This is a genomic window from Vreelandella sp. H-I2, assembly GCF_052959335.1.
Window position 1 is genome coordinate 54,021 of record NZ_JBRAMC010000002.1, and the last position, 20,384, is coordinate 74,404.

Annotated in this window: 22 protein-coding genes; 13 read left to right on the top strand and 9 right to left on the bottom strand. The window is 54.7% G+C overall.

The annotated features are described in order from the left end of the window. Window positions 1-167: 167 nt before the first annotated feature. From ACUVOF_RS04835 to ACUVOF_RS04850, 4 genes are all read left to right on the top strand, one after another. Window positions 168-722: a hypothetical protein gene (locus ACUVOF_RS04835; RefSeq protein ID WP_447043280.1), complete on the top strand. Its 555-nt coding sequence runs from the start codon at window positions 168-170 to the stop codon at window positions 720-722. Next, window positions 719-1,078, top strand: coding sequence for a hypothetical protein (locus ACUVOF_RS04840; RefSeq protein ID WP_113268959.1), 360 nt, complete (start codon window positions 719-721; stop codon window positions 1,076-1,078). The genes ACUVOF_RS04835 and ACUVOF_RS04840 overlap by 4 nt, the downstream gene beginning before the upstream one ends. Further along, the gene (locus ACUVOF_RS04845) at window positions 1,075-1,734 is read left to right on the top strand and encodes a DUF1007 family protein (protein WP_447043281.1); all 660 of its coding nucleotides are present in this window, start codon (window positions 1,075-1,077) and stop codon (window positions 1,732-1,734) included. Before ACUVOF_RS04840 ends, ACUVOF_RS04845 begins: the two co-directional genes overlap by 4 nt. A 78-nt stretch (window positions 1,735-1,812) precedes the next feature. Beyond that, window positions 1,813-2,856, top strand: a complete 1,044-nt coding sequence (locus ACUVOF_RS04850; protein WP_447043282.1) for a nickel/cobalt transporter — start codon at window positions 1,813-1,815, stop codon at window positions 2,854-2,856. Window positions 2,857-2,864: 8 nt separating this feature from the next. Here ACUVOF_RS04850 and ACUVOF_RS04855 read toward each other — a convergent pair whose 3' ends face one another. Continuing rightward, the gene (locus ACUVOF_RS04855; RefSeq protein ID WP_447043283.1) at window positions 2,865-3,284 is read right to left on the bottom strand and encodes an HIT domain-containing protein; all 420 of its coding nucleotides are present in this window, start codon (window positions 3,282-3,284) and stop codon (window positions 2,865-2,867) included. Between the two features lie 173 nt (window positions 3,285-3,457). On the opposite strand from ACUVOF_RS04855, the gene ACUVOF_RS04860 reads away from it, so the two are divergent. Continuing rightward, entirely contained in the window at window positions 3,458-3,589 is a 132-nt protein-coding gene (locus ACUVOF_RS04860) for an entericidin A/B family lipoprotein (protein WP_113268963.1), read from the top strand. A 99-nt stretch (window positions 3,590-3,688) separates the two neighbouring features. After that, window positions 3,689-4,060: an I78 family peptidase inhibitor gene (locus ACUVOF_RS04865; RefSeq protein ID WP_447043284.1), complete on the top strand. Its 372-nt coding sequence runs from the start codon at window positions 3,689-3,691 to the stop codon at window positions 4,058-4,060. A gap of 27 nt (window positions 4,061-4,087) precedes the next feature. On the opposite strand, the gene ACUVOF_RS04870 is transcribed toward ACUVOF_RS04865, so the two are convergent. Then, entirely contained in the window at window positions 4,088-4,693 is a 606-nt protein-coding gene (locus ACUVOF_RS04870; protein ID WP_447043285.1) for a LysE family translocator, read from the bottom strand. A gap of 98 nt (window positions 4,694-4,791) precedes the next feature. Here ACUVOF_RS04870 and ACUVOF_RS04875 point away from each other — a divergent pair, with 98 nt between their 5' ends. Next, complete coding sequence (locus tag ACUVOF_RS04875) at window positions 4,792-6,186, top strand: aminotransferase-like domain-containing protein (RefSeq protein ID WP_447043286.1); 1,395 nt, start codon at window positions 4,792-4,794, stop codon at window positions 6,184-6,186. Window position 6,187: 1 nt separating this feature from the next. Here the strand turns inward: ACUVOF_RS04875 and ACUVOF_RS04880 are convergent, their stop codons facing one another. The 7 genes from ACUVOF_RS04880 to ACUVOF_RS04910 form a co-directional block, all read right to left on the bottom strand. Beyond that, window positions 6,188-7,192 (bottom strand): ion transporter, encoded by a 1,005-nt coding sequence (locus tag ACUVOF_RS04880; RefSeq protein ID WP_447043287.1) that lies wholly within the window; start codon window positions 7,190-7,192, stop codon window positions 6,188-6,190. Between the two features lie 26 nt (window positions 7,193-7,218). Continuing rightward, a complete protein-coding gene (locus tag ACUVOF_RS04885) occupies window positions 7,219-7,761 on the bottom strand; it encodes an acyl-CoA thioesterase (RefSeq protein WP_447043288.1) in 543 nt (180 codons plus the stop codon). A 74-nt stretch (window positions 7,762-7,835) separates the two neighbouring features. Next, window positions 7,836-9,146: a short-chain fatty acid transporter gene (locus tag ACUVOF_RS04890; RefSeq protein WP_447043289.1), complete on the bottom strand. Its 1,311-nt coding sequence runs from the start codon at window positions 9,144-9,146 to the stop codon at window positions 7,836-7,838. Between the two features lie 145 nt (window positions 9,147-9,291). Next, window positions 9,292-10,596, bottom strand: coding sequence for an MATE family efflux transporter (locus ACUVOF_RS04895; protein WP_447043290.1), 1,305 nt, complete (start codon window positions 10,594-10,596; stop codon window positions 9,292-9,294). Between the two features lie 19 nt (window positions 10,597-10,615). Further along, window positions 10,616-10,864 carry a YfhL family 4Fe-4S dicluster ferredoxin gene (locus tag ACUVOF_RS04900; RefSeq protein WP_035585565.1) on the bottom strand — a complete coding sequence of 83 codons (249 nt, stop codon included), beginning with the start codon at window positions 10,862-10,864 and terminating at the stop codon, window positions 10,616-10,618. Between the two features lie 79 nt (window positions 10,865-10,943). Next, window positions 10,944-11,438 (bottom strand): pantetheine-phosphate adenylyltransferase, encoded by a 495-nt coding sequence (gene coaD, locus ACUVOF_RS04905; protein WP_447043291.1) that lies wholly within the window; start codon window positions 11,436-11,438, stop codon window positions 10,944-10,946. Further along, window positions 11,438-13,318 (bottom strand): beta-ketoacyl synthase, encoded by a 1,881-nt coding sequence (locus ACUVOF_RS04910; protein WP_447043783.1) that lies wholly within the window; start codon window positions 13,316-13,318, stop codon window positions 11,438-11,440. The genes coaD and ACUVOF_RS04910 overlap by 1 nt, the downstream gene beginning before the upstream one ends. A 208-nt stretch (window positions 13,319-13,526) precedes the next feature. Here ACUVOF_RS04910 and trmB point away from each other — a divergent pair, with 208 nt between their 5' ends. From trmB to ACUVOF_RS04940, 6 genes are read left to right on the top strand one after another with little or no spacing between them, the layout of a single operon-like run. Beyond that, a complete protein-coding gene (gene trmB / locus ACUVOF_RS04915) occupies window positions 13,527-14,192 on the top strand; it encodes a tRNA (guanine(46)-N(7))-methyltransferase TrmB (protein ID WP_447043292.1) in 666 nt (221 codons plus the stop codon). Further along, the gene (locus ACUVOF_RS04920) at window positions 14,189-14,518 is read left to right on the top strand and encodes a DMT family transporter (protein ID WP_113268972.1); all 330 of its coding nucleotides are present in this window, start codon (window positions 14,189-14,191) and stop codon (window positions 14,516-14,518) included. The genes trmB and ACUVOF_RS04920 overlap by 4 nt, the downstream gene beginning before the upstream one ends. A 9-nt stretch (window positions 14,519-14,527) precedes the next feature. Beyond that, window positions 14,528-16,003: a D-alanyl-D-alanine carboxypeptidase/D-alanyl-D-alanine endopeptidase gene (gene dacB / locus ACUVOF_RS04925; protein ID WP_447043293.1), complete on the top strand. Its 1,476-nt coding sequence runs from the start codon at window positions 14,528-14,530 to the stop codon at window positions 16,001-16,003. A 34-nt stretch (window positions 16,004-16,037) separates the two neighbouring features. Then, a complete protein-coding gene (locus tag ACUVOF_RS04930; protein WP_113268974.1) occupies window positions 16,038-16,409 on the top strand; it encodes a diacylglycerol kinase in 372 nt (123 codons plus the stop codon). Window positions 16,410-16,458: 49 nt separating this feature from the next. Further along, on the top strand, window positions 16,459-19,431 hold the full coding sequence (gene glnE / locus ACUVOF_RS04935; protein ID WP_447043294.1) for a bifunctional [glutamate--ammonia ligase]-adenylyl-L-tyrosine phosphorylase/[glutamate--ammonia-ligase] adenylyltransferase: 2,973 nt from the start codon (window positions 16,459-16,461) through the stop codon (window positions 19,429-19,431). A 55-nt stretch (window positions 19,432-19,486) separates the two neighbouring features. Then, entirely contained in the window at window positions 19,487-20,380 is an 894-nt protein-coding gene (locus ACUVOF_RS04940) for an AEC family transporter (protein WP_447043295.1), read from the top strand. Window positions 20,381-20,384: the final 4 nt, after the last annotated feature.

The window sequence follows — 20,384 nt, forward strand, 5'->3', positions numbered from 1 at the left end:
TTTCATTAAAACAGGGTCTTTAAAACAGAGTCTTTAAAACAGAACCTTTAAAACAGTATCTTTAAAATAGTGCTCCTAAAATAGTGTCATTCAGTCCGGCCACCTTTGGCGAGCTTAGCGCCCTAATCATCGGCAAACCAGCGGCCTCGTCCGTTAGAGGAACTCACATGAAGTCGATACCGATAAGTTTAACCTGCTTGCTGGTGCTTGCTGGCTGTCAGGTGATGCCTGATCGCCTGCCTCAAGCGGAGCCAGCGCCAGCGGCTGCGTGCTATTTCCCCACCTCCGATGAACAGGCGTTAGAAACCAGCGTTGAGCTCCTGACCGATTGGGGATTTAGCTTGGATTCTACCGATACGGCTTTAGGGTTGGTCAGTGCGAGCCGGGAACGGGAGCTGCATGGTTACTACGATCCCTACGATAACGCCTACGGCTATGGAAGTGGCATGCGCCTGTTTGGTGGTTTGGGCATTGGAAGTGGTGGTGTGGGCCTTGGCGTAGGCGGTATTGGCTTTGGTGGTGGCGTTGGGCAGCAGCCGGTGGAAGTGGAGCGTGTGTCGCTATTGGTCAATGATGCCCATATACGCATTTCCCGTGATATCCGCCGCTTCGATCATTGGGGGGATCTACGCGAATCCTACAGCGCCAGTAATGACGACTTCTGCCAGCGCTTTCAAACTGATTTTGCCCAAGCTGTGCCGACCAACGGGAGTGCATTATGAACATTCGCCATTGGTTAATAATCGGACTTATCGGAGGGTTGGGGGGGTGTGCTTCCACGGCACCCGTAGAGCCGCGTGAATTGGTTTATGCTACCCCATCACAGCAGACCTTCCGCGAAGCGGTTGAGTTGATGATAGAGCAGGGGTACGTCGTTCGCCATGCGGATCTTTCGCTAGGGCGCGCTGAGGCATCGCTTGCTCGTTGGCCGGAGTATCAGCTACAGCTACAGGTGAGCGAAGAGGGCAGTGGTAGCCGCGTGCGTGTGTCAGCACTACGTGGAAATCAGCCCCTGCCGCCCTATTTGCTGGATCCGTGGCTTGTCGCCTTACAGCATAAGTTGGGTGTCGCGCCATGAGAGAAGCGAGTATTACAGTAGCATTTGTATTGGCGATGAGTAGCTTTCTGATCAGTCCTAACGCTCATGCCCACCCTCACGGCTGGATCGACTTGAGTGTCCGGGTCATCACCGATGATCAGGGGTTGGTGAGCAGCTTGCATCAAACGTGGCGAATGGACCCCTTCTATAGCTTGGTTGTCTTTGAGGAACTACAGCAGGCCGAGGGGGCAAGTCTCGAAGAGGGGCTTGATCAGTTGGGCAAAGAGATACGCGATAATCTCACTACACAACATTATTTAACCGAAGTGCGCATCAATAATGAGCCCCAGGTGCTGGGGGAGGTCAGCGAATATACCGCTATGGAGCGCGATGGGCGGCTCATCTTTATGTTTATTCTACCCCTGGAAACGCCTCAGCCGCTGACAGACTCGCTACTTAGCTATCAAGTATTTGACCCCACCTACTACATCGAAGTAGTCCATGAAGAGGAGGACGGTCAGCCGCGGGATGATGCGCTGATACTTAACGACGAGCCTGCCTGTGAGCTCGCTATTCTTCCCGCTGACCCTGACCCAGAAGTCGTGATGCAAGCGGCGTTGCTCGATAAGGATGAAAGTGGTGAGCCAGGCTTGGGGCGCTATTTTGCAGAAACCGGCCAAATTGATTGTCGTTAGGCGCTGTTCGGAAATGTCGTTGCCGCGTTATTTTATAATTATGTTACCTTGTAACAGTTTGCTCAATGGAACGGTAAGATGTCCCTAACACGCCCCTTTACACGTCACCTAGGGTTAATGCTGGGTCTGCTGCTAGTTGCAGTAGTGATTATTATCGTTTGGCAAGGCGGGTTTCAGAGCGTGAGCTATCAGCTGCTCGGGTGGCAGCGCGATCTGCATCGCTCGTTGACCCTGGCGATTACCGAATTGTCACGTACCCCTACGATGGCGACATGGGTGAGCTTGTTAAGCATTAGCTTTGCCTACGGCGTATTTCATGCAGCTGGGCCAGGGCACGGTAAAGCCGTGCTGGCGACCTATTTGGCCACCCACGGTGGCGCGGTTAAACGCGCTCTAGGGCTCTCTTTTGCCGCCTCTCTACTGCAAGGCATTACCGCCATTTTGCTGGTCGTAGTGTTGGTTTATGGCTTAGGTTGGATAACCCGACAAGCCATGGGCAGCGTTGCCTGGGTGGAGCAGGCTAGTTTTTTGCTAGTCGCCGCGTTAGGGGTGTGGCTATGCTGGCGAGCCGTCAAGCAATTGCGCGCAGCCTATCAGGCCCATCGTAATGACCACAGCCACAGCCACAGCCACAGCCACAGCCACAGCCACAGCTACAGCCACAGCTACAGCCACAGCTACAGCCACAGCCACTGTTGCGGTGGCGCGCATCATATCGAGCCTCAGCAGGCGTTAGATTGGCGAACGGCGATAATGACCGTAGGCGCCATTGGCATGCGCCCCTGTAGTGGGGCTGTGTTGATGCTGGGAGCTGCCAGTCTACTGGGCCAGTTCAAAGTAGGCATAGCTTCTGTGTTAGCAATGTCGCTAGGCACGGGCATCACCGTCTCGGCACTTGCATTGGCCAGTATTTTAGCCCGCGGTTGGGCTCAGCGGCGCTTAAACAAGCAACAGCATAGTCAGCGCAGTGTGCAAAAAGTCACCGGCTGGGTGGCGTTAGCGGGTGGTGCGCTGATTGTGATTCTAGGTGTTTCACTTAGCATCGCGGGCATTGCGCAGCCTGCGAGTGGGCCACTTCTAAATGAGCCGCCTGCCCAGCAACGTCATCCACTCACTGGGTAGCGGCTAAGCTAGATATCAAGCCCATCAATGAGCGCCAGCAGTTGGTCACGCAACTGCGCCTGACCATTTAGATCGTAGGGTTCTGCTTTGCCATTACCCCATACAGGGGCAGGCCAAGCGGTGTCTGTATGCCGCCGTAAAACGACATGTACATGCAGTTGGCTGACAACATTGCCTAACGTGGCAATATTGATTTTGTCTCCCCCCAGCGCTGTTTTCATGGCTTCGCCTAGCTGGGTGGCTTCACGCCATAGTTGCTGCTGGTCGGTGATAGAAAGCTCGAACACTTCGCTAATAGAGGCGTGGCGCGGTACCAGAATAACCCAAGGGTAGCGCGCATCGTTCATAAGTAATACCTGGCTTAGAGGTAGGTCCGTTACGGGAAATGTGTCAGCCGCAAGGCGTTTATCAAGGGTGAAATCGTTCAAGTAGAAGGCTCCCGTCATTTGGATAGACGTTTGATAGCATAGCAATTACAAAGTGAAGTAGGGGAAAGCGAGCACGATGACGAAAACGCTGTTACCCTGAAAAAACTCCCAAGCGGCAATGAAGGTTGCCAGTGGAGTTTCCGATGTTGAATAAATCGTTAAGGAGAACGTAAATGAAAAAATTATTAGCCATGAGCTTTATGCTGCTGATGACCGCCGGTGTTCTAACCGGTTGCAATACTATTTCTGGCGCTGGCCAGGATGTCGAAGAAGGCGGCCAAGCCGTTCAGGATGCAGCTGAATAATTAAGACTGCTAAGATAAACGGTATCTCAGGGACCAGACTTACGTCTGGTCCCTGAGGTTTTATAATTTTTTCACAACCTACTTTTAGGAAACTCAAGGATGAAGTCCCCTAGTACGCTGCCCAAGCTCGTCCTGGTAAGTGCCTGCACGGTTTTGCTAACAGCTTGCGTTAGCTCGCAGATGCCAATCTCCCCAGCGAACGATGATGTTGATGCAGCACCGCCGCCACCAACGGTAGCGCCGAACGCCTCCAATAATGAGTCGCATGCTGCCTGTGACCTAGACGCTATTCAACAGGCGATAGGTCAGCCCTTTGATGAGTCGAAGGTTTCTCAATTACGAAGCGATAGCGGCGCTCGTCAAGTGCGTGTACTTCGCCCAGGCGACATGGCGACCATGGATCATCGCCCGGATCGCTTGAATATTCATATCAATGATCAGAACATTATTGAGGCGTTACGCTGCGGCTAAGCTCTCTAGCGCAATAGACTAGGATCTCTAGCGCAATATCAGTATCACGCAGGAGGCGGTCAGTATCCCCATAGTGATATTGAACGCCCGCCATGCGCCGTCACTTTTGATCCACTGCCCAATGGCTGTGCCAAAGGCCGCCCATAAAGCGATACACGGTAGCCCCACCAGCTCAGCAAAGCCCGCAAGCACTAGTGCATTGACTATAGGCGGGCCGCTTTCGGGTAGAAAACCTGCCATCAACGCTAGCCCCATTACCCACGCTTTTGGATTAGCAAACTGAAACGCCGCAGCCTGCCAAAAGGTAAAGGGGACACTATGGGCCTGCGCCTTAAGATTAGGTGGCGGAGCGCTGGCGATTTTCCATGCCAAATAGAGCAAGTAGGCGCTGCCGACCCAGCGCAGTGCGGTTTGAATCGCCGGGTAGCGTTCGAACAGCACCCCCAACCCCAGCGCTATGCCCGCGAACAGCAAAAAGCAGCCACCTAAAATTCCCCACATGTGCGGCAGTGTGCGCTTAAAGCCAAAGTTGGCGCCAGAGGCGGTCAGCATAATGTTGTTTGGTCCAGGCGTGAGCGTCATCGACATCATATAGAGCGCTGCAGGACCCAGAATTAACCATTCGCTGTTCATTTAATTGTATCCATACAATGCAGGTTGGAAGATTGATTTATGCTTACATTTGCTAGCATAATGAGTAATAAATTGACGTCAAAGGTTTTATTGTCACCATGACAATGTGGGTGCCTTCATTAGCTGAGTTTTCCGGTTCGCGCTATCGCGCTATAGCAAGCGCCATCGAACACGCTATTCAATCGGGCCGATTGCGACCGGACGAGCGGTTGCCGCCCCAGCGTCGTTTGGCGGAGGCGCTAGGAGTAACCATAGGCACCGTAACGCGCGGTTATGCCGAAGCTGAACGCAATGGATGGGTAATGGCACGGGTGGGCAGTGGCACCTATGTGAAGAGCGAATCTCAAGGCACCGCGTTTAGCCCTACTTTTCATAATGACGCGTCGCCCGGGGTGATCGATTTAAGTCTTAGCTTGCCGCCACCGCATCCCTTGCGCCAGTCGTTGCTGAGTGACGCGCTGCTGGTGTTGAGCCAATCGGGGGCCGCGCTAGCGCGCGGTGTGACTTATCAAGATGCAAAGGGCCGCGGTGAGCATCTTGAGATATTGGCTAACTGGCTGGCGGCGTTAGGTATGCCACTGGCCGCTGATGAGTTGCTAATCACCCAGGGCGGCCAGCATGGCATTAGCTTAGCGCTTAGCACGCTGTTGCGACCAGGCGAGTTACTGGCCGCGGATGCCTTAACGTATCCCGGTGCGATTAGCGCTGCGCAACAGGGGCACCTCAAGTTAGTGGGGATCGGTGCAGACAAGGATGGCATGCGAATAGACCTGCTTGAGGCGCAGTGTGCCCGGCAGCCGCCTAGAGCGATTTACCTGACACCGGACCAAAACAACCCAACGGGAGCCTGCTTAAGCGAGCCGCGCCGCGAACAGCTAGTCGCGCTAGCAAGGCGTTACGATATCTGGCTAATCGAAGATGGTGTGCAATATTTGCCTGCAGAGCAGCGCGGCACTCCGCTTTACGCGCTCGCACCAGAGCGCACACTGTTTGTTTTTAGCACCGCCAAAGTGCTGGCAGGGGGGCTGCGTATTGGTGTGCTGCGAGCTCCCCCCAACTTGCATGAACGGCTAACCACTGGCCTTCGTGCGCAGAGCTGGATGGTGCCGCCGCTCATGGTGGATGTGGTCTGCCATTGGGTTCATCAAGCCGCGGCGCAAGAGCTGCTGGCGTGGCAAACGGATGAGTTAGCCGAGCGCCAACGGTTAGCGGCCGAATGGCTGCAAGGCGTGACGCTCAGCGGGCGTTCACACAGCAGTAATGTATGGCTGACGTTACCAGAGGGAAGCCGCGCGGTGGAGTTCTGCGAACGGCTTCTGCAGCGGGGAGTTAAAGTCAGTAGCGCAGAACCTTTCTGTGTCGGTAGCACCCCTGCGCCTCAAGCGATTCGTTTATGCATCGGAGCAGCGACGGATCGCGGGCAGCTCGTTCGGGCGTTAAGCACCATTGCCGCCTGCTTGTCTGAGCGGCCGTTAGCTCCCGCCACGCTATAAGTTACTCATAGCGGTCTTTCCAACGTTGCCGATTGACCTGCTCTTTGAGCATTTCAAGTATGTCATACAGCATTTGTTCGGTAATCCGATTACTGCCTTCGTCCACTGTAAGCCAGGTATCGAAGCCGTTGCCGGCAGTGCGCTCAACTAATTTCTTAAACTCATCCGAGTGGATGCCTAGCAGGAGCTCATCCACCATCCGCTGGGCAACCCCACTTAGTGATGACTCCATCGCATTGCTTGCCTGCTGTCCCATGGGTAGACGGCGGAGACTTTGGAACTCAGGACTTTCACGCAATGTACGGTTTACCAAGTCGCTGATCGCCGCCATGATGGATTGGCGATTATTTTGGTAGGCTTTTCCAATCGTGCTCTCCAACCGCTGAGCGATCTCATGAATCAACTGCGCTTTGCGGGGCATGACCACCCGGTCGATGACTCGCTCGGTAAGCGAGTCGCTCGCGCGGATCTGCTGCTGAACGTTGCCCAAGAGTTTTAAGGCGATGCGGTCGGAAAGCTCTTCGAGCAGGATGTCGTAATACTTGGCAAAAAATAAATAAATATCCCAGCGGGTGACGTCAATTAAGCCTAGCCGGTGTAGACGATGGAGTAGCGATACGACACGCAGAATACGTAGCAGGCGGAAGCCTGCTAGAGGAATACAGCCCAGTACGTCATACCAGTGTACAAAGGGATAAAAGAACCAGCGGTGGTAGCGTCGTTCAACAATCGCAATTGACCAACCTAGCAGTACATCGGCGATAAAAAAGCTGACGAACACTAAGTCGATGGCGATGAAACGGCTATGAATCGTTTCATCGTAAAAGGCATGAAAGCCGGGGGCGATGCTGGCAATGCCCTGGTTAACAGGGCCCAGTAGAAACAGCGAATCAAACAGCAGTAGGGCAAGGTTAATCACAACGAGGGTTAAAATAAAAAAATCCCAACCAATATGGGCATATTCAACCGCTTTAGGTAAGCGCGGGTAGCGTTCCCTGGCTAGCATGCGAACTCCTAGTGGTTGGGGGGATGTTACACCTGAGCCTGCGACTGATGTTGTTGCTGGGTCAGCAGTTCTTCTCTCTCCGCCTGTTTGCGTAACTTCTTGCGTAGCGCAGCCTTTTCAAACCGTAGTTTCTGTAGCGGCGTTTCCAAACTGAGCGGCGGTACGCTGGCAGGCTTGCCGTCCCCATTCACGGCGACCATGGTGAGATAGCAGCTGTTGGTATGGCGTATCAGCTTATTGCGGATATCTTCGGCGACCACCTTAATGCCAATTTCCATTGACGAACGCCCCACATGATTGACGCTGGCTAAAAAAGTGACCAGTTCACCGACATGAATCGGCTGTTTAAACAGTACCTGATCGACCGATAGCGTCACTACATAGTGGCCCGAGTAGCGGCTGGCGCAAGCAAATGCAACTTCATCGAGCTTTTTAAGAATAGCCCCACCATGCACTTTACCACTGAAATTCGCCATGTCGGGTGTCATCAGAACGGTCATAGAGAGTTCATGCTGCCCAGGCAGGGCAGTGCTGACTGCGGCGCTGGTGTTGCTTCCCGTCTCGGACATGCGGTCTTCCCTCTACTAACACTGCCTGCCGTCAGGCAGGGGAAGCCAAGCGGCAGGCAGCGATTAGGTGTTTTTTAAAACCAGACTAGGCCGACTGAAATGATAATGCCGGTAATAAACAGCTGTATGAGACAGAAGCCCATAATATCTTTCGCCTTCAGCCCGGCAATCGCGAGCACGGGTAATGCCCAGAAGGGTTGCAGCAGGTTGGTCCAGGCGTCGCCCCAGGCTACCGCCATGGCCACTCGTGGAATGTCAGCACCTAGCGCTTGAGCGGCAGGTAACATTACCGGCGCCTGAACGGCCCACTGGCCCCCGCCGGAAGGGACGAAAAGATTCACAATCCCTGCGCTGATAAACGACCAGAAGGGCAGCGACGTGGCGGTAGCAAACGATACCAGCCACTCGGACATACTTTCTGCCAGCCCGGATTGGACCATGATTGCCATGATGCCGGCGTAGAACGGGAACTGAATAACAATACCAGCACCGCCTTTAATCGCTTCGTTCAAGCTATAGAGCAGATTGCGTGGCGTGCGATGCAGCACAATGGCTAAGAACAGAAATAGGAAATTGACGACGTTAAGGTTCAAACCGCCGCCGCGTAGCAAAAAGTGATCCAGCAAGAACAGCAATCCTGGCACCCCTACCAAAAGGGAGAGGGTTAAGCTGTTCTCAAGGCGTTCTGCTGGCCGAGTAAGGCGCCCAACCGGCTCTGGCTCATCATTGAGCAGGTTGGGATCGACGTAGACGCTATCTTTTTCATCAGGCAGCATCATACGGTTTACCAGCGGAATGGAGATAAACAGGCAGAGCACAATGGCGAGATTGAAGAAGGCGAAAATCGTCGAACCAGTGCTAATGACGCCAATCTGGTCAGCGGTGAAATGGCCTTCGGTGGCGATAGTCAACGGTATCGAACCTGCCAAGCCGCCGTGCCACACGACAAAGCCCGAGTAGGCACTGGCAACGAGTAGACGATAGTCAACGCGTATCAACCGGGCCAACTCTTTAGCAAACAACGCGCCGACAACGAGACCAAACCCCCAGTTAATCCAACTGGCCGCCAAGGAAACCAGCGTGACTAGGATGATTGCGCCACCCGGTGTTTTTGCGGTGCCAGCGATTTTTTGCAGAATGCGTTTTACCGGCGGAGAGCTAGCCAGCATAAAGCCAGTGACCAGCACTAGCAGCATTTGCATAGAGAAGGTAAGCAAACCCCAGAAACCATCGCCCCAGAAACGTAGCACCGCTAATGGTGTTTGGCGTTCAATGGCAATGGCGGCAACCGAGGCGATTAACGTTAGCAGTAGAACGAAAATATACGGGTCGGGTAGGTAGCGCTCCACCAGCTTTACTGCTGGTTTTGAGATCATTTTAAGCATGGGATGCTCTCTTTATTCATTATTAGAAAGTGCCTAGTCAGTGTCTAGAAAGTGCATAGCTAATATACGGGCGAGCGCGCTGTTTTTCACGTTGAAACTGCCCGCTGAATCCCACATTAGCGCAGTTGTTACTCTACGTGTTGTTTTAGCGCCAGTGGGGTAGCCGGTGAGCGCGATGGTAGTAAAGGCGATAGTAGTAAATCAGCACCGCTGAGCGAACCAGCGTAAACAGCATAAACGCAAGCCATAGGCCATGATTACCTAGTCCCTTGGTTAACCACCAGGCGGGCAAATAGGCAGCCAAGCCGATAAAGATACTGTTACGCATTTCACGCACAGCTGTGGTGCCGATAAACACGCCGTCAAGCAAGTAGCTCCATACCGCAATTAACGGCATGGCCACCATCCATGGCAAATACTGTGCTGCGGTCGTGCGCACCTCTTCAAGACCGGTGAGTAGCGCAATCAACGCATTTCCTCCCACCGCGAACAGCAAGGCGGCAGCGGCAGCTGTCCAGAATGAAAAGCGGGCGGCGCCACGCACCGTAGCGGCAAATTCACGCCAATCATGGCGGCCATAGGCGCGCCCAATCAATGATTCTGCTGCATGAGCAAAACCGTCAAGCGCGTAGCTGGTGAGCATAATGAACTGCAGCAGCACGGCGTTGGCGGCAAGTACCGTATCGCCTTGTCGGGCGCCCTGGGCGGTAAAGAACGCCATGGCAAATAGGAGGCCGAGCGTACGCACAAACAGGTTGGCGTTGACGTTAAACAGTGCGGTATAGGCTGTCAGTGCGAGCAGACGTTCGCGCAAAAACTGACCCTCTAAGCTGACTAATTGGCGCAATACTAAATAGCTGCCGAACGCCAGCGCTGTGTAGTCAGCGATCACACTGGCCCAGGCGACGCCGTTGCTGTTCATATCCAGGCCCACCACAAACCATAAATCCAGCACGATATTAACGCTGTTGGTCAGCAGTAGGATCATTAGCGTGACGCGGGAATTCTGTTGGCCTAAAAACCAGCCCAAAATGGCGTAGTTGGCGAGTACGGCGGGTGCCGACCAGAGACGGATGTGGGCATATTCACGCGCTAATTGGGTGGCCACTTCGCTGCCATCTAACAGCCATAGACCCACTGAGATCAGCGGTGAGGCAAAGACAATCAGCAGAGCACCGATCACCAGCGCCATGATCAGTGATTGACCCAGCAGGTTACGTACATCACTGTCGCTCTCGCGTCCTATCGCTTGTGCGACCAGCCCGGTAGTCCCCATGCGTAAAAAGCCAAACCCCCAGTAGAGGAAGCTAAACAGCGTAGCCCCCAGGGTGACACCTGCTAGATAGCGGGAGTCGGGTAGATGGCCGACCACAGCAGTATCGACCAACCCAAGTAACGGGACAGTGATATTGGAAAGAATAATTGGCCAGGCGAGGGCCCAGATACGCACGTAAGCGAAAGCTAAGCGTTTAAGCGGCAGTGATGATGCGGTACTTCTTCATCAACTGCTCTTGGGTTTCGTGGCGTTCAGGATCAAGCGGGATGCAATCCACCGGGCAGACTTGTTGACACTGAGGCTCGTCATAGTGACCGACACACTCGGTGCATAGGTTAGGGTCGATGACGTAGATTTCCTCGCCAGGGGAGATCGCATCATTGGGACATTCGGGCTCGCAGACGTCGCAGTTAATGCATTCGTCGGTAATCATCAGGGCCATGGGCATACCTCGCAGATGGCGTTCACACTCAGGCTATTGTAACGCAATACCCAAGTGTTTTGCTCAACAATGGCGTTGGCTAGCTAGTGTAGTGCTTACGCAGCGCCTCGGCGACCTGTGGATGTACCAGGGGAGAAATATCGCCACCCAGCTTGGCGATTTCGCGCACGATGGTGGAAGAAATATACGAATTTTCGACCGCTGGGGTTAAAAAAACGCTTTCCAGTTCTGGATTTTGCGCCCGGTTCATATTGGCTAGCTGCAGCTCATACTCAAAATCGGAGACCGCGCGCAGGCCGCGCAGAATAATGGTCGCCCCTTGCTCATGCATCATCGTGGTCAGTAAGTTGGAAAAACCGATGACTTCCACGTTGGGTAACGACGCACAGACTTTTTTGACCAGTTCCATGCGCGTTTCCAGGTCGAGATTGGGGCTTTTGCCTGGGCTTGCCGCCACTGCGATGACCACTTTATCGAACATGCGCGCACCGCGCTCAATCAGGTCGAAATGGCCATTGGTGATCGGGTCGAAGGTGCCTGGGTAGACAGCGATATTGACTTTGCCGCTGCTCATCACGATGTCTCCTCGTCCAAACGGCCAAACGGGTTGTCACTGGTGAGCGACACCGCGTGGTCGTAGCCGGGAATATGAATCCGATCGGCATGAATATCCAGTTCTGGGCCTTCCAGTACGGCTTCACCAAACTGATAGCGCGGCGCGTAGTGGCCCCGATCCGCTTGGGTGAGGTAGGCTGCCGCCATTTCACGGGTTGCCTCGCGGCGCACTTTCCAGGCATTTATCACCGCTGTACCGTGGCGTTGAGTCAGCAGGCGCTCGGTGACAGCCGGTGATAGCACAACACCGGTGGCATTGTTGCCGCCGAAACCTTTGGCGTTAATAAAGGCGGCATCAGCATGGAGTGCCTGTGCCGTTTGTGAAAGACGCAAACGGTCGGCATAAACATCGTCAGCCACCGCATCCAGGGTTGGGATACCCGGTAATAGATCGTGAGCAAAGCTGCCTAGGGCGCTTGCCAACTGATCACCCGCCGCGGAGCCTTGCGAGTGGCCGATAAACGCTTTGATCGCCACGACTGGCCAGTCGTTGATGCCGTTGGCTCGGGCAATTTCATCGAACACATGAGATTCGGTAATGCGGTTTTTTGGTGTGCTGGTGCCGTGAGCATGCAAAAAACTGCGCTCTTTAAGGGCTTTTTCACCGAGCATATCGCGTACCAGTGCGGCCGCTTTGCCGAGGGTTATGTAGTTGCCGATGCCCGGCGCCGATATCGATCGTTTGTAACCGTCGGCATTGACGAACACGTCCGGTACAGCGCCCAGAATGTCAGCGCCGGTCTCAAGCGCCAGGGTATCGTCCATCAGCAGTATAAACTGGCTAGCTTCCGCCATGGTAAAGCCACAGTTGCGCGCAAATGGACGGCAGGCGCGCTGATAGTCGCTGTCGGTGAGCAATTCAAGTGCATCCAGCGCTTTCAAGCCAGCATCGTCAGCCAGCGCGCCCATCGCCCGGAAGCCCTCAATAATTTCTGGCGTAATCGGTGCATCCGCAGTCCCTACCATCACCACTCGGCGGCGTCCGGCACGAATATCATCAATGCCCAGGCGCAGGTTGTAGAGAAAGCTGGCACACGCACCCAATGCTGCGCCGGTGCCACCGACACTACCGAGTACATAGGCATTCAAAAAGTCGGCAGGCATCTGGCCGTAGCCCAATGGCATCTGCTTGGACGTAGCGCGCTGACCCGTCACCAGGCTTTTCAGCAAGCCGCCCCAGCCCTGGTCGTCTAACTGGCCGATGGAGTTACCTGCGTACACAGCAATATGGTCCGGGTTCACTTGTTGACGAAGTGTCTCCCAAGAGAAACCGCTGGCGCCCAAGCAGTCGCTTGCGCCAAATACCGCCAACGATAGACCGCGTGGATGGTGCACGCTGCGATAAAGGCTTGCGGGATCAAAGCCGCTAGGTAGCTGGGCCGCCGCGCGTACTTTAGGTACCTGCGCATCGGGCAGTAATACCTCCAGTACGCCTGCGGGCACGATCACTTCTACCTCACGGGCATCAATGTCGCGCACCTGCCAATCGACTGGCAGGTTGTCGGGCAACTGGCGACGGCGCAGGGTAAAGCGCATCGGTTCAGCAAACTGCATGCTGGTCTGGCGGTTAGCGGGCAGGCCGGGGGCGAGAAAACGCGGATCTTCATTGCGTCGGATCAGGGTATGGTTAAGTACCTGATCACGCAGCGACTGTGCCGGGGCGTCTACGGGCTGGCCAGTACTGTCGTGCCACCCATTTTCGGAGTGCTTTACTAAGCGCATAAGCGCCGCCAAGCCTTCCAGTGTCTGGCGTTGCTGGTCAGCAGGGAGGGCATCAAGTACCGTGCGGCGAAAGGCCTGATGGCCAGAGGTTCTGCCAGCGGGATTGATGCCGCCCATGCCGACAATCACCGGTAAGTGTGACAAGCCGGGTTCCTCGTGATGCGGTGGTGGTAATAACAATTATTGACAACGCTCTAAACTTATTATGGCCAAAGCGATGTGCTTAATAAGTATCTAAGGCATGATCATAGCACCGGCCATGCAACGGCGTCATGCCGCAAGCGTACAAGACTGATAGAATCACGCTTTTCAACCGAGATGTGGCATGCAGCATAATTCTCGACCAGTGACGTCTAATCAGCCAGGCCCGCATCAGGATTTGGCACGCCGGGTGCATAGGGCGCTAACGCATCCGCTACGCAAACCGATTGCCGAGCATACGCAGCGTAATTTTGCGCAAGCGGCAGCCTGGTTCGCAGATCGCCAGGCACCGTTGATACTGGATTCGGGCTGTGGCGTGGGTGTGTCGACACGCCAACTAGCCGCGCAGTTCCCCACGCATGCCGTCATCGGCATCGATCGTAGCGAGGATCGTTTGGGGAGAAACCACGGCACATTACCAGAAAATGCGATGCTGGTACGCGCTGATCTTGTCGATTTCTGGCGCTTGGCCTATCAGGCCGGCTGGGCTCCAGAATATCACTATTTACTTTATCCAAACCCTTACCCCAAGGCAGGGCATCTAAAAATGCGCTGGCATGGCCATGCGGTTCTACCCACATTGTTGGCACTTGGCGGACGCTTTGAGCTGCGTTCTAACTGGTCTCTCTATGTTGAAGAATTTGCCTTGGCGGTGGCGCAGGTAACCGGCAAACAGGCAAAGGTGACTGAGTGGGTGCCTGACGGTGGTTATTTAACCCCGTTCGAGGCTAAGTATGCGCAAAGTGACCAAGCGCTGTGGCGTTTGCGCGTTGATTTGGAGCGAACATGACATTTGTCTATTTAGTATTAGCGATTGTGGCCGAAGTCATTGCTACCAGTGCTTTAAAGGCCTCTATCGGTTTTACGCGACCACTGCCGAGTATCATCGTGGTGGTTGGCTACGGCCTCGCCTTTTATCTACTCAGCTTGGTGCTGCGCACGCTGCCAGTGGGGGTTGCGTATGCGATTTGGGCGGGCTTGGGCATTGTGCTGGTCACCTTAGTTGGCATTGTAGTCTTCGGTGAAAAGCCAGATTTACCGGCGGTGCTGGGAATTAGCTTAATAGTCGCGGGCGTTGTCATGCTGCAAGTCTTTTCCAAAATGAATGTGCATTGAGGTATTTTAATGGGTTCTTTTTTTGCGCCTAAGCGTTTGCTGCGCTGGTCACGGGTGTCCGGGGTTGCCACGCTGGCACTGTGCGCCAGCACCAGTTTGTTTGCTGATTTCAGCCGCCTGAGCCAACTTCAGGGCAAAGGCTTTTCGATTAGTGCCGAAGCGCGCCTGCTGGATGCTGGCGCAGACACCAATACGCTATTAGGTAGCCTTAATCCCGAGCGTCAGCTATCGCCTGCTTCTGTGACCAAGGCATATCTAGCGGCAGCAGCGTTGAATCGTTTTGGCCCCCAGCACCGCTTCACCAGCCAATTGGTCAGCTCAGGTAGTATCGAAAATGGGGTGCTGCGCAGTGATTTGGTGTTTGAGGGCGGTGGGGACCCGGGCCTTACCACTGAAAATCTGTGGCGCTTGGTGCAGCGTTTGCACTTAGCCGGGGTGCGTGAGGTGGATGGCGCTTTAGTGGTCAGCCAATGGCGTTTTGGGCCGGTGGACTGCATTACCACGGATCGTTGCGAAGCCCTCACCCGGGTCGCCAATGCCTATAGCGCGCCGCTTTCGTCGGCTGGCGTTAATTTTGGCAGTTGGTGCGTTAACGTTGCTCCCGCCACGACTGCCGGTGAACCTGCCCGTGTAGGGTTATGCGATAGCCAGACGACGCTGATCACTATTGATAACCAGGTAGTCACCCGTCCCGCCAATAGCGGCACCGAGATTAGCGCTGAGCGGATTACCGACGAGCGCGGTGACGTCATGCGCCTAACAGGGCAAATATCCACCAACGCGACTGCCCGTGACGTCTATCGTGGCGCGGGCGATGCGGCTGATGAAACTGCACAAGTGCTGATGGGCATGTTGAGCCAGGCGGGGATTCAGGTGCGCGAGCCATGGCGCGTGAGTTCGACACAGCCGCCCAGCACGGCGCAGCGCTTGGCCGCGGTCGACAGCCAGCCACTGCAAGAAATAGTGCTCCGGATCATGAACTACTCCAATAACTATATGGCCGATGTGCTGGCGCTCGACCTGGTTGAAACGCCCCAGGCGCAGTTGCGACAAGCTGGCCAAGCCATTGAGTCTTACGTTCAGAGCTTACCCAGCCACGGCCCATTAACGCTGTACAGTGGCAGTGGATTGACCACTGAGAACCGTACATCGGCTCAGGGCGTGAACGTGATGCTGGAGGATATGTTTCGTCAAAGTGCTTTGTTTCCAAGTTTCGTGGCCGCTTTTCAGTCGCCAGCTAACGGCGTCATGCGCTTTATTCGGCGTGGCTCAGCCACGTTTCAGAACAATGTCATGCTAAAAACCGGCACGCTTAACCAACCCTTTGCTGTGCGCGCGGCGGCGGGTTATTTCCGTACGGCGCAGGGGCGTTGGGGCGTGTTTAGTGTCATGGTTAATGGTAACGGCAGTACGCCTTACTTAAGCTGGTCCGAGGTGCTGGATCCATTATCACTGGATTTGGATGCAATGATTTTAGCGAACTGATTCCCCTTTACGCTCACAAGGTGAGGCGATCTGCATGAAACCTGGGCATACCGGTTTAACCCATTTGGTTCACTCCACGCGCTATTCATGGAAGGGGCTCAAGGCAGCGTTTAGAAATGAGGCGGCCTTCCGTCAAGAAGTCGTGATTACGGCGTTGCTGCTGCCTTTTGCCTGGTGGATAGGCGACAGCATCATCAGTTGGCTACTGCTGGTGAGTAGCCTGTTTTTTGTACTGATCGTCGAACTCTTAAACAGTGCAATTGAAAACGTGGTGGATCGTATTGGCACCGAACACCATGAGTTGTCCGGCCGGGCTAAGGATATCGGCTCAGCCGCCGTGATGCTGTCGCTCATCATGGCCGGCCTTACATGGGGACTATTGGGCTGGGAAAAGTTCTTTGGCTAGGCTGGTTTAAGAACTGGTTGTTTATTAACACGCTGTCAGCGAGGTAGTTATGCAAGTGAACGACGATTTTTTACCGTTGTCGACGCTGCCAGCGTCGTTACAAAAAGCCACTCAATCCGCTTGGCAGCGGTTGAGCGAAGCGCTAACGCAAGCCGACAATATTGCTGAGATGACCAAACAGGAGCTGCCTTCAAGTAACTGGCAAGGGCTTTCTGAGCAGCGCCGCGAAGCGCTTGCCAGAGTGATCTCCATCTCCACCTTTGCGCTGGATACCTTGGCGCGCTATCCCCAGTGGTTGGTTGAGCTGGATATTGCCGGTGAACTGGACAAGAATCCAGGGCGCGATGTGTTGGCCAGCTGGCTTAAAGAATCGCTAGAGCACGCCGAAGATGAAGAGGCCATGCATAGGGCAATACGGCGTTTTCGCCGTCAGCGGATGCTGGGCATTATTTGGCGTGATCTTAACCGTAGTCCCGGCTATGCCATGTGGGATACCGCGACGGCGGTGTCTGAGCTTGCCGAGCTATGCTTAGAGGCGGCGTTGAGCTGGCTGGAGCAGTTTTATGCGCCGCGCTGGGGAGAGCCCGCGCCCCGAAAAGATGGCACGCCCCAGCGGCTGGTCGTGCTTGGGATGGGCAAACTGGGCGCGGGTGAGCTGAATCTCTCCTCTGATATTGATCTGATCTTTGCGTTCCCCGAAAAAGGTGAAACCCAGGGCGGGCGCAAGCCCTTAGAACACCAGGAGTACTTTACCAAGCTGGGTCAAAAACTGATCGCAGCACTGGATGCGATGACGGCCGACGGCTTCGCCTTTCGCGTCGATATGCGTCTGCGCCCACTAGGCGACGGTGGTCCACTGGTGGGCAGTTTCGCCATGCTCTCAAGCTACTACCAGGATCAAGGCCGCGAGTGGGAGCGCTACGCAATGCTGAAAGCCCGCCCGGTGGCGGGGGATCTGGACGCTGGCAGCGAGCTACTGGCCGGTCTGCGCCCCTTTGTCTATCGCCGCTATCTCGATTTCGGTGCGATTGAGTCGTTGCGCGAGCTGAAAGCGATGATCAACCGCGAAGTAAAGCGCAAAGGCATGCAGAGCAATATCAAGCTCGGCCCCGGCGGCATTCGTGAGGTTGAGTTCGTCGTGCAGGCATTCCAACTGATCCGCGGCGGTCGCGATACGGAGCTGCAAGTGACGTCGTTGAAAACCGCGCTCAATCGCTTACCTGCGCTGGGCTTATTGCCGCAAGCCGTGGTTGATGAACTGTTACCCGACTACGCTTTTTTACGCGATGTCGAGCACGCCCTTCAAGCGCTTGAAGACCGGCAGACACAAACCCTGCCCAGCGATGATAGGGATCGTGAACGGGTGGCCTTCGCCATGGGACATGAAGATTGGCCAGGGCTGGTCGCCCAGCTTGACGAAGTGCGCGAGCGGGTGCGCCAGCATTTTGATGCGGTGATCGCGGATCCCGAAGAGGATGTTGAAGAAGCGAACGATGATAACCAACTTGGTTTGGCGCAGTGGCGGCAACTTTGGCGCGGCGAGTTAGACTCGGAAGAGGCCATCAAACACCTTGCCGAGGCGGGTTTTAATGCGCCTGAAAAAGCCTTAAAGAGGCTGCAGAGTCTTTATCATTCGCGCCAAGTGCAAAGTATGCAGCGAATTGGTTTTGAGCGTTTGGACGCATTAATGCCGCTGTTACTGGATGCCGTGGTAGATAACGATGCCCCGGATACTGCACTTGTAAGGGTGCAGCCGTTAATCGAAGCTGTACTTCGGCGGACGGCTTATCTTGCGCTATTGCGTGAAAATCCTCAGACGCTTGAACACCTGATGCGGCTGTGTGCTTCCAGCCCCTGGATAGCCGAGCAGCTGTCGCGCTATCCCATCTTGCTTGACGAGCTGCTGACGCCAGAAACGCTGTATACCCCCGCCGATAAAGCGCGTTTGGCAGATGAGCTGCGTCAAATATTGAACCGTTTGCCAGAAGATGATGAAGAGGCTCAGCTTGAGGCGCTGCGTGTCTTTAAGCATGCTCAGACGCTCCATGTAGCGGCGTCGGATATCGCGGGTACTCGGCACCTGATGAAAGTAAGTGATTACTTAACATTTATTGCCGAGGTAATTCTTGATGCTGTGCTGGCAATGGCATGGAAGCATATCACCCGCAAGCACGGCGTACCTGAGGGGCTGAACGACCGCGAGGCGGCGTTTCTAATTATCGGTTACGGCAAGCTGGGGGGGATTGAGCTGGGCTATAGCTCAGACCTGGACTTAGTATTCTTACACGATAGCGATGCTAAAGGCACCACCAACGGTCCACGGCCTATCGATACGCCGGTATTTTTTACCCGCCTGGGTCAGCGTATTATTCATTTGCTCACTGCAGTAACGCCAACGGGCACGCTCTATGAAGTCGATATGCGCCTACGGCCATCGGGTAATTCAGGTTTATTGGTGACCTCCTTGAAAGCCTTTGCTGAGTATCAGCGCCAAAATGCCTGGACATGGGAGCATCAAGCGCTGGTGCGTGCCCGTGTCGTGGCGGGCAGTCATACGCTAGCCGAGAAATTCAACCAATTGCGGGGCGATATCTTGTCTACTGCGCGTGATAAATCCGTGCTCCGAGAGGAAGTGGTCAAGATGCGTCAGAAAATGCGCGATCATCTCGGCAGCAAACCCACCGCCGATGCGTTCAATATCAAGCACGATGCGGGCGGTATGGTCGATATTGAGTTTCTTTGCCAATATGCGGTGTTAGCGCTTGCTAACCAAACGCCATCGCTACTTACTTACAGCGATAACATCCGAATTTTAGAGACTTTGACGGAGAGTGGGCACTTACCTGCCGAAGAAGCCGAGCGCCTTCGTGAAGCCTATCTGGCCTTCCGTAGCGCTACCCACCGGGCGGCGCTCATCGGAGAAAAAGCACTCAGCGATGGTGAGGCGTATCGTGATCATCGCGATATAGTCACCGCGCTCTGGCAACGCTTTCTTGAGCCATCAGCCTCTAATAATAACTAATAAATAGTCATCAGGAACAACTAATGATCCTATGGAGCAGGGCGGGGTGGCCCGCATGATTGGACATATTCTGGCCACCCTTTTGCCGGTCTTTCTAATCGCCGGCTGTGGTGCTGCCTATGGGCGCTATCGCACGCCGGATATCCGTAGTCTCAACACGCTCAATATGGAACTGTTCGTTCCCCTATTGGTATTTGCTGTGCTGGCCGACCGTCAAGCGCCATTAGCCGAATACGCATGGCTTGCCACGGCTGCGGTTGCCGTGGTGCTGGGGTCGGGGCTTGTGCTGTGGCCGCTGGCTAAGTGGCTAAAGCTGGATATTAAAACCTTTCTTCCCCCGATGATGTTTAACAATGCCGGCAATATGGGTGTGCCTTTACTGGTATTGGCATTCGGCCCCGATGCTCTTCCCGCTGCGGTAGTGGTGTTTATCGTCGAAATGCTGCTGCACTTCTCGGTAGGGCTTTACATGTTGAATCCGCGCACGTCGCTATGGCGAATGCTACGCATGCCAATTGTGCTGGCGAGCCTGGCAGGCTTAGCAGTGAATATTAGTGGGCTACCGCTGCCGAGCTGGCTATTGGAAGCCATGCATATGCTGGGGGGAGTATGTATTCCGCTTATGCTGTTCGCGTTAGGGGTACGGTTGTTGGAAATCGACTTTAGCGATTGGCGCACGGGCATGCTGGGAGCAGTGCTTTGCCCGATTTCTGGGTTAGTGATTGCGTTACCGTTGATGTGGCTTTTGCCACTCAATACACTACAGGCGGCGGTACTATTGGTTTTTGCAGCGCTGCCACCCGCGGTGTTGAATTACTTGGTGGCAGAGCAGTACCAACTGGCGCCGCAAAAAGTGGCCTCGCTGGTACTGATTGGTAACTTAGGGAGTTTGATTGTCATGCCGCTAACCTTAGCCGCGGCATTTACCTGGGTACTTGCGCCGCTTTAACAGC

Bases quoted from the DNA above. Each gene is read 5' to 3' on its own strand.
- ACUVOF_RS04850 (WP_447043282.1), top strand. From the start codon at position 1,813: ATGTCCCTAACACGCCCCTTTACACGTCACCTAGGGTTAATGCTGGGT.
- ACUVOF_RS04885 (WP_447043288.1), bottom strand. From the start codon at position 7,761: ATGTCCGAGACGGGAAGCAACACCAGCGCCGCAGTCAGCACTGCCCTG.
- ACUVOF_RS04865 (WP_447043284.1), top strand. From the start codon at position 3,689: ATGAAGTCCCCTAGTACGCTGCCCAAGCTCGTCCTGGTAAGTGCCTGC.
- dacB (WP_447043293.1), top strand. From the start codon at position 14,528: ATGGGTTCTTTTTTTGCGCCTAAGCGTTTGCTGCGCTGGTCACGGGTG.
- ACUVOF_RS04940 (WP_447043295.1), top strand. From the start codon at position 19,487: ATGATTGGACATATTCTGGCCACCCTTTTGCCGGTCTTTCTAATCGCC.
- ACUVOF_RS04875 (WP_447043286.1), top strand. From the start codon at position 4,792: ATGACAATGTGGGTGCCTTCATTAGCTGAGTTTTCCGGTTCGCGCTAT.
- ACUVOF_RS04835 (WP_447043280.1), top strand. From the start codon at position 168: ATGAAGTCGATACCGATAAGTTTAACCTGCTTGCTGGTGCTTGCTGGC.
- ACUVOF_RS04870 (WP_447043285.1), bottom strand. From the start codon at position 4,693: ATGAACAGCGAATGGTTAATTCTGGGTCCTGCAGCGCTCTATATGATG.
- glnE (WP_447043294.1), top strand. From the start codon at position 16,459: ATGCAAGTGAACGACGATTTTTTACCGTTGTCGACGCTGCCAGCGTCG.
- ACUVOF_RS04880 (WP_447043287.1), bottom strand. From the start codon at position 7,192: ATGCTAGCCAGGGAACGCTACCCGCGCTTACCTAAAGCGGTTGAATAT.
- ACUVOF_RS04900 (WP_035585565.1), bottom strand. From the start codon at position 10,864: ATGGCCCTGATGATTACCGACGAATGCATTAACTGCGACGTCTGCGAG.
- ACUVOF_RS04930 (WP_113268974.1), top strand. From the start codon at position 16,038: ATGAAACCTGGGCATACCGGTTTAACCCATTTGGTTCACTCCACGCGC.
- ACUVOF_RS04840 (WP_113268959.1), top strand. From the start codon at position 719: ATGAACATTCGCCATTGGTTAATAATCGGACTTATCGGAGGGTTGGGG.
- ACUVOF_RS04845 (WP_447043281.1), top strand. From the start codon at position 1,075: ATGAGAGAAGCGAGTATTACAGTAGCATTTGTATTGGCGATGAGTAGC.
- ACUVOF_RS04890 (WP_447043289.1), bottom strand. From the start codon at position 9,146: ATGCTTAAAATGATCTCAAAACCAGCAGTAAAGCTGGTGGAGCGCTAC.
- ACUVOF_RS04910 (WP_447043783.1), bottom strand. From the start codon at position 13,318: ATGGGCGGCATCAATCCCGCTGGCAGAACCTCTGGCCATCAGGCCTTT.
- ACUVOF_RS04920 (WP_113268972.1), top strand. From the start codon at position 14,189: ATGACATTTGTCTATTTAGTATTAGCGATTGTGGCCGAAGTCATTGCT.
- coaD (WP_447043291.1), bottom strand. From the start codon at position 11,438: ATGAGCAGCGGCAAAGTCAATATCGCTGTCTACCCAGGCACCTTCGAC.
- ACUVOF_RS04860 (WP_113268963.1), top strand. From the start codon at position 3,458: ATGAAAAAATTATTAGCCATGAGCTTTATGCTGCTGATGACCGCCGGT.
- trmB (WP_447043292.1), top strand. From the start codon at position 13,527: ATGCAGCATAATTCTCGACCAGTGACGTCTAATCAGCCAGGCCCGCAT.